Raw genomic sequence first — 15,704 nt, forward strand, 5'->3', positions numbered from 1 at the left:
CTCTTCGGGCGGCGCGGGTGATCCTGGCCGCGGCGTGCAGGAGCCGGTAGTGTCTGATCGAGCTGATGGCGACGCAGAGGCCACCAGTTTGCCGGACGAAGCCGGATGGGCAGGCCCGCGACGGGATGAACCGCTTCTACGACGACATTGCCGCCGACTACGACCGCCTGTGGGGTGACCAGGAATACGCGGCCGATGAGCTGGCCTTCCTGCGCGACCTCGCCGGATCCGGCCCGGCCCTCGAAGTCGGCGTCGGGACTGGTCGGGTCGCGATCCCCCTCAGTGGGACCGGTCTGCGGGTGGTCGGCGTCGACCCCTCCCCGGGGATGCTCGCGGTCCTGGCCGCCAAAGCGGACAACGCGGAACGCGCAAATGTCGAGGTGCTGGTGAACGACCTCCGGCTGACCGGGGTCCGTGGCACCTACACATTGATCTACTGCGTCTTCCACACATTCTTCTACGCGGACTCACGGGCGGACCAGAAACGGTTCCTCGAGCGGGCGCGTGACCTGTTGGCACCGGGTGGGAGGGTGGTGGTCGAGGCCTATCACGCGGGCGCCTCGCGCCTGGCCCGCTGGGCAGACGGCATCCGGCTGACCGAGGTGTCGCCGGAGGGTTGTGAGTACGAGATCTACCGGCACGACGGCGAGGCGCAGACCGTGCACGTCACCTGGGTCAGGTGTGACCGGGAGCGGTTGCGCTGCTCGTCCTGGACGGAGCGGTATGTGACCCCCGGCCAACTCGACGATCTCGCGACGCAGGCGGGTCTGGTGAGCGACCAGCGCTGGTCCACCTTTGGCCGGGCGCCGTTCGACGCGAACGCCCGGAGGTTTGTCGCGGTGTACCGGCTGCCGTCAGCGGGCGGTGCTCAGGCCGGCGGTGGAAGGGAGCAGCGTCGGTGAGCTCGTAGACCTCCTGACCCACGGCGGCCAGGATGGATCCCTGGATCCGGCGCAGGCGGACGTCGAGTCGGGGTGACACCACGCTGGCGGGCGACTCGGGTTCGGATAGTGGTTTCCTCCGGTGGTGGGCGCTACGACTCTAGAAGAGATCCCACTCGCGGAACTTGGCGCTCAGGTCCTGCAACAAGGCGGGGGTCATCCGCTTGCGCTGCACCGCCTCCGGTGACTCGGTGCTGGCGCCGAAGTGCCACAGCCTCGTGCCGGTCTGCGGGTCGATGAGGAAGGACCGGTCCTTGGCGGCCGGACCGCGTAGGACCAGCGACACCGAGCCCGGCTCGGCGATGAGCGCGTGCAGCGCCCGGTGGTGCAGCGCGTACGTGGTTCCGGCACGCTCCTCGCGGACGGTCAGAGCCTGCGGCGCGGCCTGCGGCATGGCGTCGTCGGGGCCCTGGTCGCCGTACAGGTAGTGGCGGAACCCGCCGCGCAGCACCAGGCTGGCGAACGTCCACCGATGGTTGTGCGGCAGGTCGTAGTAGCCGGGCCAGAAGGTGTGCAACCGGACCCGGACGCCGGTTTCCGCATTCGCGTACAGAACGATCTTGTCGAGCTGCTGTCCCTTCCCGTCCGCGTCGTCGATGTCGGGGTGCTCGCACATCGCCAGCAGATCGGGCCGCGACGGTAGGTCGTCGAGCGCGCGCCGGAGGATATCGCGGTCGGCATCGATGGCGCTCAGGACCTTGCGGCTCGCCGAGCCGACCTGGTCGATGTCCTCCCAGTCGACGCCGTCGAGCGGTGCGAGAACGGACTCCAGACTTTCCATGATTCCTCCAGTCGTGCGGATGGTGGCGGGGACAGGGCCGTCAGGCGCCGGATCGGATCGGGCTCGCCGGCTCCGTCGACGACCGTGACCGCGTCTTCGGCTCTACCGAGGTACAGGGCCGTCGCTGAGCCGAACATTCCGGCCCGACCACCACGACCTCGTGCGTCTTCGACATGTTCCTCCGATATCCAAAAGGCCCCGGGCAGCGGCACGGTGACGGTTCGCCGGCCGGGACGGCGCAGTCGGCAGTCCGAGAAGGACCGTCTCCCACGATCGCTTGGCCACGGTCGTTGTCGGTGGCGGCGCCATCGACCGCCGCCGGTGAGGTTACGAGATGGATATTCTTTTGCCCAGTCCGGCCACGCGCCGATCGGGAGCGGCGGAAGTGGGTTGCCGCGGTAGTCGCCGTCGGCAATCACCGGCTGCCAGCCGGTTCCGGTGGACCTCGTCGACCGCCCGGCAGGTCACGGGCGTGCCACCATCTTCACGCGCTTCGACAACCCCCCGGGCCGGGCTGACGGGTCGTGCGGCGGATCGATCGACGAGCATCCAGGATGACCGTATTGCGGTTCTTGGGGGGTTCGTCTTTCCGCCAACAAAATCATGAACCCCTTCCGTGTCTGGAGGAGTCCGCCTTCCGGCGGACACAATCGGTGGCGACCGTCGTCGGTGTCCCCGCATCCGTAGGTATATCGGCACGCCGGCCATACATCAGGGGGAGGTGAATTGCATGAAGAAGTACGTCAAGCCGACCGCGAAAAAGGTTGACTTCGGCACCATCCTCGACGTCACGCCGTAATGCGTGTGCCAGGGCATCGTGGGCCAGGCCTGCGGTGCCCTGGCCAGGCTTCCCGAATGACATTTCTCAGTCGCAAGTGGGGTTGCAATGTGCGGCTTGGCCGGACTCGCAAGAATCGACGGCAGCGCTCTGTCCGCTGAGACAGACACTTTGTTGCACCAGATGGCGCGCGCGGTGGCCCATCGCGGCCCCGACGAGCTGGAGCTGTTGCGCTCTGGGCCGGTGGGTCTCGCTTTCACGCGTTTGTCCCTGGTGGATCCGGTCGCCGGCGGTCAACCGCTGTGGAGCGAGGACGAGCAGGTAGTCCTCATCGCGAACGGCGAGGTCTACAACCATCGCGAGCTGGCAGCTGGGCTTCCCGCTGGCACCCGGTTGCGTAGCCGCTCCGACTGTGAAGTCCTGGTGCACCTCTACCAACGCGATGGTCTGCGATTCCTCGACAATGTCCGCGGGATGTTCGCAATCGTGTTGTGGGACCGCAGCCGCGACCTGCTGGTCTTTGCCCGGGACCGGTTTGGCGTCAAGCCGCTTTTCTACCACCGCAACAGGGACCGCGTGGTCTTCGGCTCGGAGATGAAGGCGCTGTTTCAGGACGCTGACTGCCCCCGCGAGCTGGACTGGTCGGGTGCCCTGGCCGACCAGGCGCTGAACGGTGCTCCGTACTTTGCCGACGGTCGGCCCAACACCTGGTTCCAAGGCATCGAGCTCGTTCCGGCCGGCACCGTGATGACCATCAGTCTGCGCGACGGGCACACCAAGAGCCACCGGTACTGGGCCTTCCCTGAGTTCACCGAGAACACCGACATGTCCGAGAGTGAGTTCGTCAGCGCGTATGGAGAGTTGTTCGCCGCCTCCGTGCGGGAGACCGAGGTCGCGGACGTCGATCTCGGGCTCTTCCTCAGCGGAGGCATCGACTCCGTCGCTGTCGCCGCCCTGAGCACTGTGCGGCCACGTACGTTCACCGCGATCAACGGGAGCACGATCGCCAACGGCGATGCTGAGTACGGCCACCGCGCGGCCCAGATGTTGGGTCTGGACAACCACCAAGTGGTCTTCGACGTCGCCGAGGTTCCCACGCCCGAACAGTGGAAACAGCTCCTGTGGCTGGTCGAGACCCCGCAGTGCAGCCCGGAAATCTACTACAAGCGTGAGCTGTACCGATACGTGAAGGCCACCTTCCCCGGGATCAAGGGCATGCTCCTCGGTGGAGGCAGCGATGAGTTCAACGGTGGCTACACGGTCTCGATGGCGGGCGGTGGCTCCTGGGGTGACTTCCAGTCAAACCTGCGTGACATGAGTCTGCGGGATCATCGCCCCTCGCAGAAGGGCTTCGCCGCCTGGTGGGAGCAGTCAAACCACCCGCTGCTGCAGGACGAAGTCCTCTACCGGGCTTCGGCGGCGTCCGTCGGCGACCCGTACGAGCAGTTCTTCAGGTGGAAGTACCGGGACATGCAGCAGTACAACTGCTGGCACGAGGACCGCACCGCGGCAGGCAGCGGGATCGAGGCGCGGGTGCCGTTCCTGGATCATCGCATGATCGAATTGGTCGCCCAGATTCCCCGGGCACTTCGCCCCAACCTCGTCTGGAACAAGAACATCCTGCGCAAGGCGATGCGCGGCGTGTTGCCTTCGGAGTTCGCCGAGCGGCCCAAGGTGCCGTTCTTCTATGGCGACGGGGTGCGGCATACTCAGCGAGCCTTCGTGCGCATGCTCACCCGCAACGGCGACGCGCTGCTCGAGGAGGCCATCAGCAGTCCGGGCGCGCAGGCGTATATCCACGCGGACAACGCCAGGGCGACGTTGCGCGCGCTCGAGGCCGACCCGGGCTCCGGGCACGTCGAGTTCCTGCTCCGGGTGGTCAACCTCGGGCTGCTGGAGCAGATGGCGATGTGCCCACCCGTTGCTCCCGTCGACGCCCGAGAGGGCGCCGTACCCCTTCGAATGCCCATCTCCGACTGGGACGAGGACCGGGCCCGAATCGACGCACAGGTCCTCTGTCGCGAGAGCGTAAGCTCCACCGCCGTCCTCGCCATCGCCGACAATGTCCTGCTGCTCGTAGCTCCGCAGGATCCGCAGATGTGTTACGTGGCGGTTGACGGCTCGATCGAGTATGTCGTGGACGGCAGTGAGACTCCTGAGTGGCACCGGCTACTCACCTCGGTCGATGGTGCGCGCACCCTTGGCGCGTTGCTCGGTGAGGTCGGCTGCGCCGCGGCGACCGTTCACGAACTGCTCGGCGAGGCCCTCGATCTCGGTGTTCTCACGGTGGCGGGGGAGCTGCCCGACGGCGCCGACCGTCCGGTGCTGGTTCCGGCCGCGGTGGGATAGTCGTGACATCGAGCGCCCAAGCCGACGAGTACCGGTCCCACAACGGGCCACTCGCCGGAACTTTCGACTGGCGAAGCTGGCCGTTGAGCGGGAAACGGGTCGCCGCGGCATCCTGCATGCTCGCGTTCGCCTTCGCCCTGTGGGCCCAAGGCGGTCCGTCGAGAGCGGTAGCCGCGTTGGTCGTCGTGGAGACGGCACTGCTGTGCCTGCCGTGGCGGCTGCCGAGGATTCACCGCTCGGGACGCAGCTTCTGGGTGGAGACACTCTGCGGCCTGGTCGCCCCCGGTGGAGCCCTCATCGTGCTGGTGGTGGCGCAACGGAATCTGCTCACACAACTTGCCGACTGGTGGTGGTTCGTCGCAGCGGCCGGGGTCGGCGGCGTCTTCTGGCTGGTCAGTGGCCTCGATATTCGGGCTGTGCCGTCCGGCATGCTGGCCTTCCTCATGGGCCCGACACCGCGTTCCCAGGGGCGGGCCAGGGCTGTGTGCGCCGCCGCCGGGCCGTTCGGGGAGGAGGCACTGTTCCGCAGTGTGGTGTTGACCACGGCGTCGGCGGCCGCCACACCGATGGGGTTGCTCTCCGCGGTGGCGTTCGTCGCCCGCCATCATGTCTCGCCGGGCAGCAACGGCCGTGGGACGACCCGCGCGACACTCACCGAGATCGCCGCCGCCGTCCTCCTGCTTGTCCTGACCGTGCTGTCGCAGTCGCTCTTCCCGGCGCTGCTGGCGCACCTCATCAACAACCTGCCTGGCGTCATCATCGAACTCCAGCGCGAAGACACAGGAAAGCTTGACGCCTCATGAACGACCACGCTGCACATCTGGACCACCTGAGGGCTCGCGGCCTGCTGCCCGCCGGCTGCCGATCAGCATTCATCGTCGGCTCGGTCGCCCGCGGGTGGGACAACGCCGTCAGCGACCTCGACATGTGCCTGGTCTCCGATGAGCCGTGGCGCAGCGGAACCAACGGCTTCGAGCCCATGCCGCTGGAACCCGCGGAGATCGCCACGGAGGTCATTCACGTCGACGGCCGGCGGTGGGAGCTCAAGTACTGGCTCGACGGGCAGGTCGGGCAAATCATCGACAAGGTCTCGTGGAGTCGCTTCGAGGACGGCACCCCCAGCGGGCAACTGCTCACCACCTGGGAGGAAGAATTTCTCGAGCGCCTGCTCACCTGCCGGCCGCTCGTCGGCGAGGACTGGGTGCTTCAGCAGCGGGTCCGGATCGAGGCGTCGGCGTTCCGGGCATTCGTACTGACCGACTGTCTGTCCAATACAGACGACTGCCTGGAGGACGTGGTCGGGCAGTTGACGTCAGGAGACTTGCACAGCGCCGTCCTGTCGGCACGACTGGCCTTCGGGCACGTCGTGGACACCGTGCTCGCCGCACACGGTGAGTTCGGGCGGTCGCCGAAATGGCGGTCACGCCGCATACGTGAGGTCGAGCCGCCGAGCCTGCCGTTCGATCGGTACTGGGCGATCGAAACCATGCGCACGTTCGACCCGGAGGACCCGCGCCGGTGGGTCGAGGAGGTCGCCGGGCTCTGCAAGGCGCTGTCGATGGAAGTGGAGATCTGACCATGACGCCCAACACGGTTCCCAGTACCCGGCTGGACACCCGCTGGCGCAAGTACCGCGGCAAGGTTTTCATCGCCCGTGGAGACAATGCCTTCGAGCTCTCCGAGGTGGCGGCCTTCATCTACAAGAGCATCGATGGTAGTCGTACCATCCGGCAGCTCGGCGAGGGACTGGCCGCGGAGTATGACATCGCGGTCGAGGATGCGGTGTCCGATATTGAGGAGCTGCTGACTGATCTCGTCACCGCCGACGTGATCGATATCCGGGACCTCTAGGGATGCAGGTCGCGATTGCCACGTTCCACCGGCTGTGGGCCGTTACCAGACGGGCCTACCCGTGGACCTATTTCGCCTCCACCGTGCTGTCGGGTTCGCTGACCATCGCGTTGGCCTACCTGGCGTTTCAGGCGGTCGGCCCGGACGGCGTCAGCCAGGAGTTCACCTCCATCACCGGATCCGCGCACTACGTGGGCTACGTGGCTGTGGGGGCGGTAATGTACACGTTCGCGGTGCGGCTGATCCTCTGGACGGCGAAGGCGTTGATCACGGAGGAACGCGAGGGCACCTTCGTGGCATTGGTCGTCGCACCGGCGTGGCGGATGCCGTACCTGCTGGGGTTTGTTGCCTTCGCGGTGTTGAGCACCCTCGCTGAGGCCGGTGCCATCGCGGCCGTGTCCGTCACGCTCGGAGTGACGATCCCGGCGCCGGATCCGGTCGGGCTCGCCATCGCGATCGTTGTCTTCGTGGTCGCGCTGTTCGCGATGTCGCTTGTGCTGGGTGCCGTGATGCTCATCGCCTCCGAGGCGCACATCTCGCAGAACACCGTCTTCCTCCTGATGGCGCTCATCTGCGGGTTCACGTTCCCTCGCGAATACTTGCCAGTGGCCGCGCAATGGCTTGCCGAGGCGCTCCCGGTCACCGCGGCGCTCGACCTGATTCGTGCTGCGCTGTCCGGCGACTTCGACCTGGCGCGGATGTCTGGTCGACTCGTGGCGGCGCTGTCGGTGAGCGCCGCGTATCTCGTCGGCGGGTTCTGGTTGCTGCCCCGTGCCGAGCGGCGCACAGTGGAGAGGACACCCTAAAAGTGGTTAGAGGAATCATCGCCACCGACCTGCGCAAGGCGTTCAGGATCCCGCGTGGACTCTTCGGCAAGCCCACCGAGAAGGTCGCGGTGGATGGGCTGTCGCTGGTCATTCCGCCAGGACGGGTGACCGGCCTGCTGGGTCTGAACGGTGCGGGCAAGACCTCCACCATCAAGATGATGGCCACGTTACTGCGCCCGACATCGGGGACGATCACGGTCGACGGGCTCGATACGGTCGCTGACGCTCGGGCCGTCCGCCGCCGGATCAACCTCATCGCTGGCGGTGAACGGATGGTCTACGCGCAGCTGACCGGCAGGGAGAATCTGCACTACTTCGGCCGCCTGTACGGTCTACCGGGGGGCGTACGCCGGCAGCGGAGCGAGGAACTGCTGGACCTCGTCGGGCTCTCGGACGCCGCCGACACCGTCGTCGAGCGCTATTCGCGCGGGATGGCCCAGCGCCTGTCCATCGCGCGCGGTCTGATCAACGACCCGGATTATCTCCTGCTCGACGAACCGACCCTGGGTCTTGACGCGCCGATCGCGCGGGACCTGCGGCAGGTGGTCGCCAAGCTGGTACGCAACGGCAAGGGTGTCCTGTTGACGTCGCACTATCTTGCCGAGGTGGAGGAGTTGTGCGAGCACGTCTACGTCATCGCGGCGGGCCGTCACCTCACCGAGGGCAGTCCGGCCATGCTCACGGCGGATGCGGGTTGCCACAAGACCGTGACGGTGGCCGTGCCCGACCCGTCCGCCGAGGTGGCCGCCGCCGTGGCCCAGTTCACCGCTCGGATCAGTGCCTCCATCGTCGAGGAACGTCGTGACGACGGCACGCTCGTGGTGTCCTTGGTGCACCCCGACGACATCGCCGGGCCACTGGTGACCGCGATCGTCGCCGCCGGTGGTGCGATCATCGACCTCACGGTGACGAACCCGTCGCTGGAGGATGCAATCCTTGCGATCGCCGACGGTGCCCACCCCCCTGCGGGCGTCGCACCGTGATCGACCTGCTGCGCGTCTTCAGAGCGGAGGCCCTGAAGCAGCGTCGGAGAATGAGTGGTAGCAAAACCATCTTCTTCTCGATGCTGCTGTGGCCGCTGTTCGAACTCCTGACGCTCTACTACACGGTCCGGCCAGTCGTCGGCGACTCCATTGCGGCGCGGTGGCCCGCCGCGGCGGATCCGGACAGCCTGCTGGCCTACATCGCCACCGGCGCGGTGGGCTTCTCCTTCTACTTCGCCCTCGTGCAGTCCGCCTGGCACTTCTCGTTCGAACGCCAGACCGGAACGCTGGAGCTGCTGTTTCTCTCACCCGCTCGGCGGCTGGTCCTCGTGGTCGCGAACGGGGTGGGAGCGCTGGTGCAGAACGCATGGTTGTTTGCCTGCTTCAGCCTTGCGTTGCTGGCCTCGGCCGACGCGGTGCACGTTGCGCATCCGGCGATGTTCCTGGTCGCCTTCCTCGCCCTCTTCGTGCCGTCGGTCGGGTGGGGTGCCCTGCTGAACGGAATGTTGATCTTCTCCCGAGATTCGTCTTTCCTGTTCACCGTGCTCGGTGGCCCGATGGCCTTCTCCAGTGGCGCCCGTCTGCCGCTGTCCATGCTGCCGGGGTGGATCGCCACGATTGGAACCGTCCTGCCGCTCACCGGCAGCCTCATTGTGGTCCGGGGCGCGTTGCTGGAAGGCCGGTGGCTGAACGAACTGGCCGGGCCGCTGGTCGGCCTCGGTGTGAGCACCCTGGTCATGCTCGTGCTGGCGTCCTTCATCCTGCGAATCGGCGAGCGGCGCGCGCAGCGCACGGGCCAGCTCAACCTCTTCTAATCATGATGTCTGCGACGGGATCGCCGCGATGTGTGGAATAGCTGGCCTGTTCATCGGCTGCTCGGCTCTCACCTACTGTCCGCGGCAGTTGCTGTCGATGCCCGCTGGACCCGAGCCGGCGGAGCCGGGGGAGTCCGGCACCGAGAACTACCGCAGTCCGTTCCGTACGTGGGATGAGCGTGCCGCCGTGCGGCAGTACCCGCGGCGCCTGCTCGGCCCGGAAGACGAGACCGCGGTGTACTTTTCGCCGGATTTGGTCCCGCTCACCAGGCATGCTCTCGTCCGGGAGCTGCGCCCCGAACTGTTCGACCGAATTCTGACTCAGCACCTGTACCGGTACCTGGACTTCACCACGAAGCTCGAGACCCTCGTGGTCAACAGCACCGTGCTCGGAATCGCCTCCGGCTCGGTGGGCATCGCCCTTCCGGAGGAGATGCGCTTCGACGCGTACAAGATTTACTGTGACGAGGCGTACCACGCGCTGTTCTCGATGGATCTGATGCGCCAGGTCGAGTCACGTACTGGAATCAGGCCGTTGCTGACGATCGAGCCCTACTTCCTCCGTCGTCTCAGGCAGATCCAGGAGGCCCTGCCGAGCAACCAGAGACCGCTCGCGGAGTTGCTCTTCGTGACGATCTCCGAGACGCTCATCTCGGCGACCCTCGCGGACATCCCGGCGGATTCCACTGTGGCCCCCGCCGTTCGTGACGCGATCCGGGACCATGCGGCCGACGAGGGACGCCATCACGCGTACTTCGTCGTCTTCCTGCGCCACCTGTGGGGTTCTCTGGACAGAACAGGTCGCCGAGAAGCTGCCCTGCTGGCCCCCCGACTGATCAATGCCTTCCTGAGTCCGGACACGGACGCGATCCGCTCGGAACTGGTCTCCTATGGCCTTGACCGCGACGACGCGGAGCAGGTTCTGGCGGAGGTCTACGACGAGCAGACCGTCCTGGCCCACACCCGGGCCACCGCGGTGCGGACGGTACAGTACTTCGCCGCCCTGGACGCACTGGAGCTTCCGTCGGTGGAGGCGGAGTTCCATCAGTACGGTCTGTTGCCGGGCCGTCGCTAGTCCCCGGTATCCGCGAACCACGCCATCGGCCGAGCTCCATCGTCAGGCCGGTCGGCCGGCACTTTCGGCAGCCTTTCGATGCAGCAGGAAACCGGCGTGCAGCCGGTTGCGGGCCCCGAGATCCTTCATGATCTCGGCGATGTGCCGTTGGCACGACCGCAACGACAGCCCGACCCGCTCAGCGATCCGCTTGTCGTTTTCACCCTCGACCAGGAGCGTGACGATCGCCTGCCGAACCTCGGACGCGGCCGCCATCGTCTGCGCCTTGCTGTACTGGACCGGGAAGTCGGCCGCACCGGTCCAGGTTCGCTCGAAGCAGTCGATGATGAACGCCACGACGCTGGGATCGTGGACCAACGCCACACCGGGCTGAGGTCCGCTGAGCGCGAGGACTGCGGTGGTCGCGTCCACCACCAACATCCGGCCGAATCCGGCCGCCGTGGTGCGCACCCGCGCGCCGAGTTCGCAGACCCGCTCGATGCCGGCAATCGTGCCCTGATTGAACTGAGCGGTGTGCTGCAGCACGGCGCGCAGCCGGACGCCGCGACCCAACACGTCGTCCGCCCTCTCCAGCGAGTCGACTGTCAGTTCCGGGGACAGCCCGCCACCCGGCTCCGCCGCGAGTACTTCGGTCCGGGCACTGGCCAGGAGCTCCAGGATGATCCTGCGGGCGAGCTCGAGGTCGCAGACCTGCTCGACGTCGTGCCGGCCGGGTCCCTGACCCACGCCCTCTTCATACGCGGGAACCAGCGCGTTCAGGTCCTCCTGGATCTCGTTGATGCGCTCTTGGGCGAGCTGCATGTCGCGCAGCAGCGGTCCGAGCACCTGCATCCGCGCCGACTGGGGCGGCACTGCCACCAGTTGTCGATTGTCGTCCGCTCCGGTGCGTAGCAGGCCCAGGCGCTTGAGCAGCCGCAGGGCCTTGTCGGCCTCCTTGCCGTCCAGCCCCAACTCCTGGTGCGCCTTCTCCTGCGAGATCGATCGCTGGGTCACTGCCCAGGCGTATGTCCGACTCGCCGCCTCGGTAAGTCTCGGTATCGATTCCGCTTTCCCCATGTCCACGCTCGTCCTCCCTGTCACCGCCCACGTCCTGCGGCGCGCGGTCGGTGACCTATCACGACACGTACCGAACTTCCGGTCGATGCCGCCCTTCGCGAGGTAGCGAGCGAAAACCACACGGGTCGGACCGCCGGCGCGCGGGCTGTCGCGACCGCAACCAGAAGCACTCCGCCATCCTGCGTCTGCACCACGTCACTCCTTGCGTGCTACCAGACCAGCGACGCGCGGCTAGCCCGCTCCACATGCGATCTTGGCCGGACACCGTCACGGGGCCAGCAGGCGCCCCCGGTCGGCCTCCCACTCGGCGTGGCCGCTGTACGCCAGCGTCTTCGTTCCACCGACCCGGTCGTACTCGACGTATTCGCTGCCCACCAGCAGGGCGTCCCAGCTGTGCGGGTCGATGCCCACAGAGCGCAGATCCTGGGTGAACATGGGCCAGCTCAGAAGGCGCTCGCGCCGCTGCCAAGCGGGCAGATTCGCACGCAGCCGCTCAATCGCATCGCCTTCCCGCGGATCGGCGCCGTGCTGTGGCAGCCGGCTCAGCAGCCGCGCCACGGCATGGTCGACGTCCATGTCGTGGCGTGGTGTGCTGCGGTACACGGCCGCGATCTTCTCGTCGATGTCGGGACGTATTCCCCGGTCGACGACGTCCGCGATTTCGACGAACAGATCGAGCAGCCGATCGGGCAGCAGAATCGCGGTCTCCCGCAGGATGTCGAGCGGCTCGTCGGAGCAGTGCACCGCGCAGACGATCTGGTTCGGTGCACCCAGCACGGTGCGCAGGTTGCGCTCGGTGCGTCGCTCCGGCGCGGACGGACCCTTCAACTCGGCCAACCGCAAGCTGGCAGGGATCGTCCGGTCCCGGCTCCGGTCGGCCAGAATGACGAGTAGCGATTCGGACTTGGCGCAGTACAGGTCGCACAGCTCGAGACTGTCGTCGGTGGCCATGTCGAACTGAAAGCGCCAGGTCGCGGCGGTCATCTGCGGTTCCATGACGAACGGCACGGCGACAATCGGTTCAAAGTCGTGGTCGCGAGCGTACTGCATGCAGAGTTCGACCTTGCGCGCAGCGATGACATCCGCCTGGATGACGAGCACCGCGAGGCCCTGCAGGATCGCGGCATAGTCGGAGCCGAGCGCACGTTGAGCCGCGTCCAGTCCTTGCGCCAGGTACTGCTCCTGCTGGTAGAGCTCCACCTTGACAGTGTCGGTCGTGAATACGCGCCAGAAATCCTGCGTTCCCTCGACACTGGCCGTTTGGGCCACGGAAACTCCTTCAGCTCTCGGGTATGGCGGGATGGGCCGATGTCGAACGGCCAACTGTCGGCTTTGTCCTTGTCCGGTGTCCGTCCGCCTAAGGGAGTCGCACGTCGCGACGCGGACGATGTAATAACCGCGCCGCCAGGGCATTATGCCCTGAAATCTACAAGATTTCGACCCCGTAGGAGGTATGGGAGCAACCGTCCACGTCGGACTCTGATCTTAGGCAGACACCGCCGTGTTGCGGTCAAAGCCCATCACCTCGGCCCGGCCCGGCGCGGCGCGCGGCATGACAGTGCCGACGTCGATCGGCGGCGGGGTGGTCGCTGGGACATGCCCGCCGACGACCGGTTGTGCGCGCGTGGCTACGCGTGCTGATCGCGCCGATGAGACCGGAACCGGTGTCGCCGACGACGGGTCAGACGGTCTCCAGCACGTTCTTGGCCGAGTGGATCGACACCGGTACCGGATAGTCACCGGTCATGCAGGCCGTGCAGAGGCCCCCGCGCTTCGGCGTGATCGCGCCGAGCATCCGATCGATATCGAGGTAGGCGAGTGAGTCGACCTCAAGGTACTCGCGGATCTCCTCGACGCTCAGCTTCGCCGCCAGCAGCTTGTCCCGGTCGGAGGTGTCCATGCCGAAATGGCATGGCCACCGGTACGGCGGGGAGAGGATCCGCAGATGCACCTCCAGCGCGCCGGCTTTGCGAAGCAAATGGACGGTCTCCCGCAGAGTGGTGCCGCGGATAATGGAGTCTTCGACCACGACGAGACGCCGGCCGGCGACGTTCTCCTCGATCGGGTTGAGCTTGATCCGCACGGCGTTACGGCGCAGTTCCTGGGTGGGCGCGATGAACGTGCGTCCGATATATCGGTTTTTGATGAACCCGTCCGCGTACGGGATCCCGGATTGCTGGGCGTAGCCCTGCGCGCCCGGGATCCCCGACTCGGGCACCGGCACGACCAGGTCTGCCTCGACCGGCGCCTGCATCGCCAGCTGCTCGCCCATCCGCCGGCGCGCGGCGTAGATGCTCTGCCCGATCAGCTTGCCGTCGGGACGGGCGAAGTAGACGAACTCGAATGAGCACAGGGTTGGATTGATGGTCTCCTGTGCGAACGGGCGGCGGCTGCGCACGCCGCTACCGTCCACGATTACCATCTCTCCTGGCTCGATCTCGCGCACTGTCTCGGCGCCGACCACATCCAGCGCCGGCATCTCGGAAGCGAGAATCCACCCGTTCGGGTGGCGGCCGAGGAAAAGCGGCCGGAAACCATTCGGATCGCGGACGCCGATCAACGTGTTTGTCTCGCAGACGACGAGTGAGAAGGCGCCACGCAGCTGCGGGAGAACAGCGGCGAACGCATCCTCGAAAACGAGGCTGGCGTCATCTTCAGAATTAGCGGCGCTGATTTCCCGGACGACCAGTTCGGCGATCAGATCGCTGTCGCTGCCGATCTCGCCGGAGACCAGATCAGCCTCTACGGCCAATTCGGCGGTATTGACCAGATTTCCATTGTGCGCCAGTGCGAAGTTGACGTTCGCAACGCACCTGTGCACCGGTTGCGCATTGCACCACTCGCTGGCGCCGGTGGTCGAATAGCGCGTGTGCCCGATGGCGATATTGCCTTGCAGTGCTGCTAGACGGTGGTCGTTGAACACCGAGGAGACTAGGCCCATCCCCTTGTCCACCCAGATTGACTCGCCATTACTGACGGCAATGCCGGCGGATTCCTGGCCGCGATGTTGCAGCGCGTAAAGACCCAGGTACGTCATGTGAGAAACCGGCTGTTCCGGTGCCCACACTCCAAAAACTCCGCAGGCCTCTTTTATCGTTTCGGTAGCGTCTCCCACTGGCCCGACTCTACCAGAAAGACGGCATGCCGAGCGCATCCTGGAAGTGTGGCGACGTTGGTCCGGAACTCACCTGTCATCGCGCTGCCCGGCCGGTCATTGCGGATGCGCAGTCAATCGCGTCCAGCATCCGCGGCCGAAACCTCGCGTGTTCGGCCGGGCCCATTCCCGCGACGTAGGCCTCGACGCTCGCCAGTGCCACCAGTGCGGCCGCCGGTTGCGCCCTTTGAAGATCATCGAGGCACGCTTGGAGTGGATAGTCCAGGCCGGTGAGAATGACCAGTTCCGAGTGGTAGCGGCGGAGCAGTTCGTCCTGCCAGGCGCGACGGCACCAGGGATCCAGCGAAGACCACAGCAGCAGGGCGACGTCCGACAGGGGATTGCCCCACATGGCGTACTGCCAGTCGATCAGGTGGGCGGTGACTCCATCCGGGGCTTCAGCATGCTGCTGAAAGATCACGTTGGCCGCCCAGGCGTCACCATGGCACAGGGCGGCCAGGCGACTGCCCCGATGCGAATCCCGCAGCAGGCCCGCGACGTCCAGGTAGAGATCCGGTCGTACGTCCATCCCCGGCCAACATCGCGTCAGAGTGCCGGGCAGATCCGCCAGGCCCAGCTGGACGGCCGCGACGAGATCCGGCGACTCGGCCGTGTACAGCCACGGGTACGGCACCTCGAGCCGGCCCGGTCCGGTGCGCATCGAGCCAGCGTGTAGCCTCGCGAGGCAGCGCACCGCGGCGAGGGCCTGCGCGTGGTCTAGGCCCGCCGCCATGACCGCTGCCGGGTCACCGGGGGTGCCGAGATCCTCCAGTGCCACAGTTCCGCCGCCGGCCGCGTCGATGACCGACCAGTAGCAGTCCGGCGCGACCTTCGGCGCCCCGAAGCCCCGCTGATCCAGATATCGGTAGAGCTCGGCCTCTCGCTCGATCGACTGGGCTGTGGCGGCGAGGCTGCCCCAGGCGGTCGCGGTGTCCGGCGGTCCCTTGAGGATGAAGGAGCGGTCGCCGCAGCGAATTCGGTCCACGCTGCCCATGACCCCGCCGGTCAGGGAGATCGACTGAATGGTGATCGGCTCGTCACCGTTGAGCACCCAACCGAGGTTGCCACGGATCCAACCATGGTCGATGACAGCG

14 protein-coding genes are annotated in these 15,704 nt (G+C 66.5%); 9 read left to right on the top strand and 5 right to left on the bottom strand.

Annotated features, from left to right (window positions below; all coding sequences use genetic code 11):
- The first annotated feature begins 65 nt into the window (after positions 1-65).
- On the top strand, positions 66-902 hold the full coding sequence (locus IW248_RS03685) for a class I SAM-dependent DNA methyltransferase (RefSeq protein WP_196925644.1): 837 nt from the start codon (positions 66-68) through the stop codon (positions 900-902).
- 139 nt (positions 903-1,041) lie between these two features.
- Here IW248_RS03685 and IW248_RS03690 read toward each other — a convergent pair whose 3' ends face one another.
- Positions 1,042-1,722 (bottom strand): hypothetical protein, encoded by a 681-nt coding sequence (locus IW248_RS03690; protein ID WP_196925645.1) that lies wholly within the window; start codon positions 1,720-1,722, stop codon positions 1,042-1,044.
- Positions 1,723-2,608: 886 nt separating this feature from the next.
- Here IW248_RS03690 and asnB point away from each other — a divergent pair.
- From asnB to IW248_RS03730, 8 genes are all read left to right on the top strand, one after another.
- Positions 2,609-4,849, top strand: a complete 2,241-nt coding sequence (asnB, locus tag IW248_RS03695) for an asparagine synthase (glutamine-hydrolyzing) (protein ID WP_196925646.1) — start codon at positions 2,609-2,611, stop codon at positions 4,847-4,849.
- Positions 4,850-4,851: 2 nt separating this feature from the next.
- Positions 4,852-5,652, top strand: coding sequence for a CPBP family glutamic-type intramembrane protease (locus tag IW248_RS03700; RefSeq protein WP_307787695.1), 801 nt, complete (start codon positions 4,852-4,854; stop codon positions 5,650-5,652).
- Positions 5,649-6,425, top strand: coding sequence for a hypothetical protein (locus IW248_RS03705; RefSeq protein WP_196925647.1), 777 nt, complete (start codon positions 5,649-5,651; stop codon positions 6,423-6,425). Before IW248_RS03700 ends, IW248_RS03705 begins: the two co-directional genes overlap by 4 nt.
- A gap of 2 nt (positions 6,426-6,427) precedes the next feature.
- On the top strand, positions 6,428-6,700 hold the full coding sequence (locus tag IW248_RS03710) for a PqqD family protein (protein ID WP_196925648.1): 273 nt from the start codon (positions 6,428-6,430) through the stop codon (positions 6,698-6,700).
- A 2-nt stretch (positions 6,701-6,702) separates the two neighbouring features.
- Positions 6,703-7,506 (top strand): ABC transporter permease, encoded by an 804-nt coding sequence (locus IW248_RS03715; RefSeq protein WP_196925649.1) that lies wholly within the window; start codon positions 6,703-6,705, stop codon positions 7,504-7,506.
- A 2-nt stretch (positions 7,507-7,508) separates the two neighbouring features.
- Complete coding sequence (locus IW248_RS03720; RefSeq protein WP_196925650.1) at positions 7,509-8,510, top strand: ABC transporter ATP-binding protein; 1,002 nt, start codon at positions 7,509-7,511, stop codon at positions 8,508-8,510.
- Complete coding sequence (locus tag IW248_RS03725) at positions 8,507-9,325, top strand: ABC transporter permease (RefSeq protein ID WP_196925651.1); 819 nt, start codon at positions 8,507-8,509, stop codon at positions 9,323-9,325. Before IW248_RS03720 ends, IW248_RS03725 begins: the two co-directional genes overlap by 4 nt.
- A 97-nt stretch (positions 9,326-9,422) precedes the next feature.
- Positions 9,423-10,400 (top strand): diiron oxygenase, encoded by a 978-nt coding sequence (locus tag IW248_RS03730; RefSeq protein WP_231396163.1) that lies wholly within the window; start codon positions 9,423-9,425, stop codon positions 10,398-10,400.
- Between the two features lie 42 nt (positions 10,401-10,442).
- Here IW248_RS03730 and IW248_RS03735 read toward each other — a convergent pair whose 3' ends face one another.
- The 4 genes from IW248_RS03735 to IW248_RS03750 all read right to left on the bottom strand — a co-directional run bounded on the left by IW248_RS03735 (position 10,443) and on the right by IW248_RS03750 (position 15,661).
- The gene (locus tag IW248_RS03735; RefSeq protein ID WP_196925653.1) at positions 10,443-11,351 is read right to left on the bottom strand and encodes a helix-turn-helix domain-containing protein; all 909 of its coding nucleotides are present in this window, start codon (positions 11,349-11,351) and stop codon (positions 10,443-10,445) included.
- Between the two features lie 372 nt (positions 11,352-11,723).
- Positions 11,724-12,725 (bottom strand): hypothetical protein, encoded by a 1,002-nt coding sequence (locus IW248_RS03740; RefSeq protein ID WP_196925654.1) that lies wholly within the window; start codon positions 12,723-12,725, stop codon positions 11,724-11,726.
- A 412-nt stretch (positions 12,726-13,137) separates the two neighbouring features.
- Positions 13,138-14,610 carry an amidophosphoribosyltransferase gene (purF, locus tag IW248_RS03745; protein WP_196925655.1) on the bottom strand — a complete coding sequence of 491 codons (1,473 nt, stop codon included), beginning with the start codon at positions 14,608-14,610 and terminating at the stop codon, positions 13,138-13,140.
- A gap of 37 nt (positions 14,611-14,647) precedes the next feature.
- Positions 14,648-15,661 carry a phosphotransferase gene (locus IW248_RS03750; protein ID WP_196925656.1) on the bottom strand — a complete coding sequence of 338 codons (1,014 nt, stop codon included), beginning with the start codon at positions 15,659-15,661 and terminating at the stop codon, positions 14,648-14,650.
- Positions 15,662-15,704 lie beyond the last annotated feature (43 nt).

Source organism: Micromonospora ureilytica (assembly GCF_015751765.1).
GTDB classification, from domain to species: Bacteria; Actinomycetota; Actinomycetes; order Mycobacteriales; family Micromonosporaceae; genus Micromonospora; species Micromonospora ureilytica.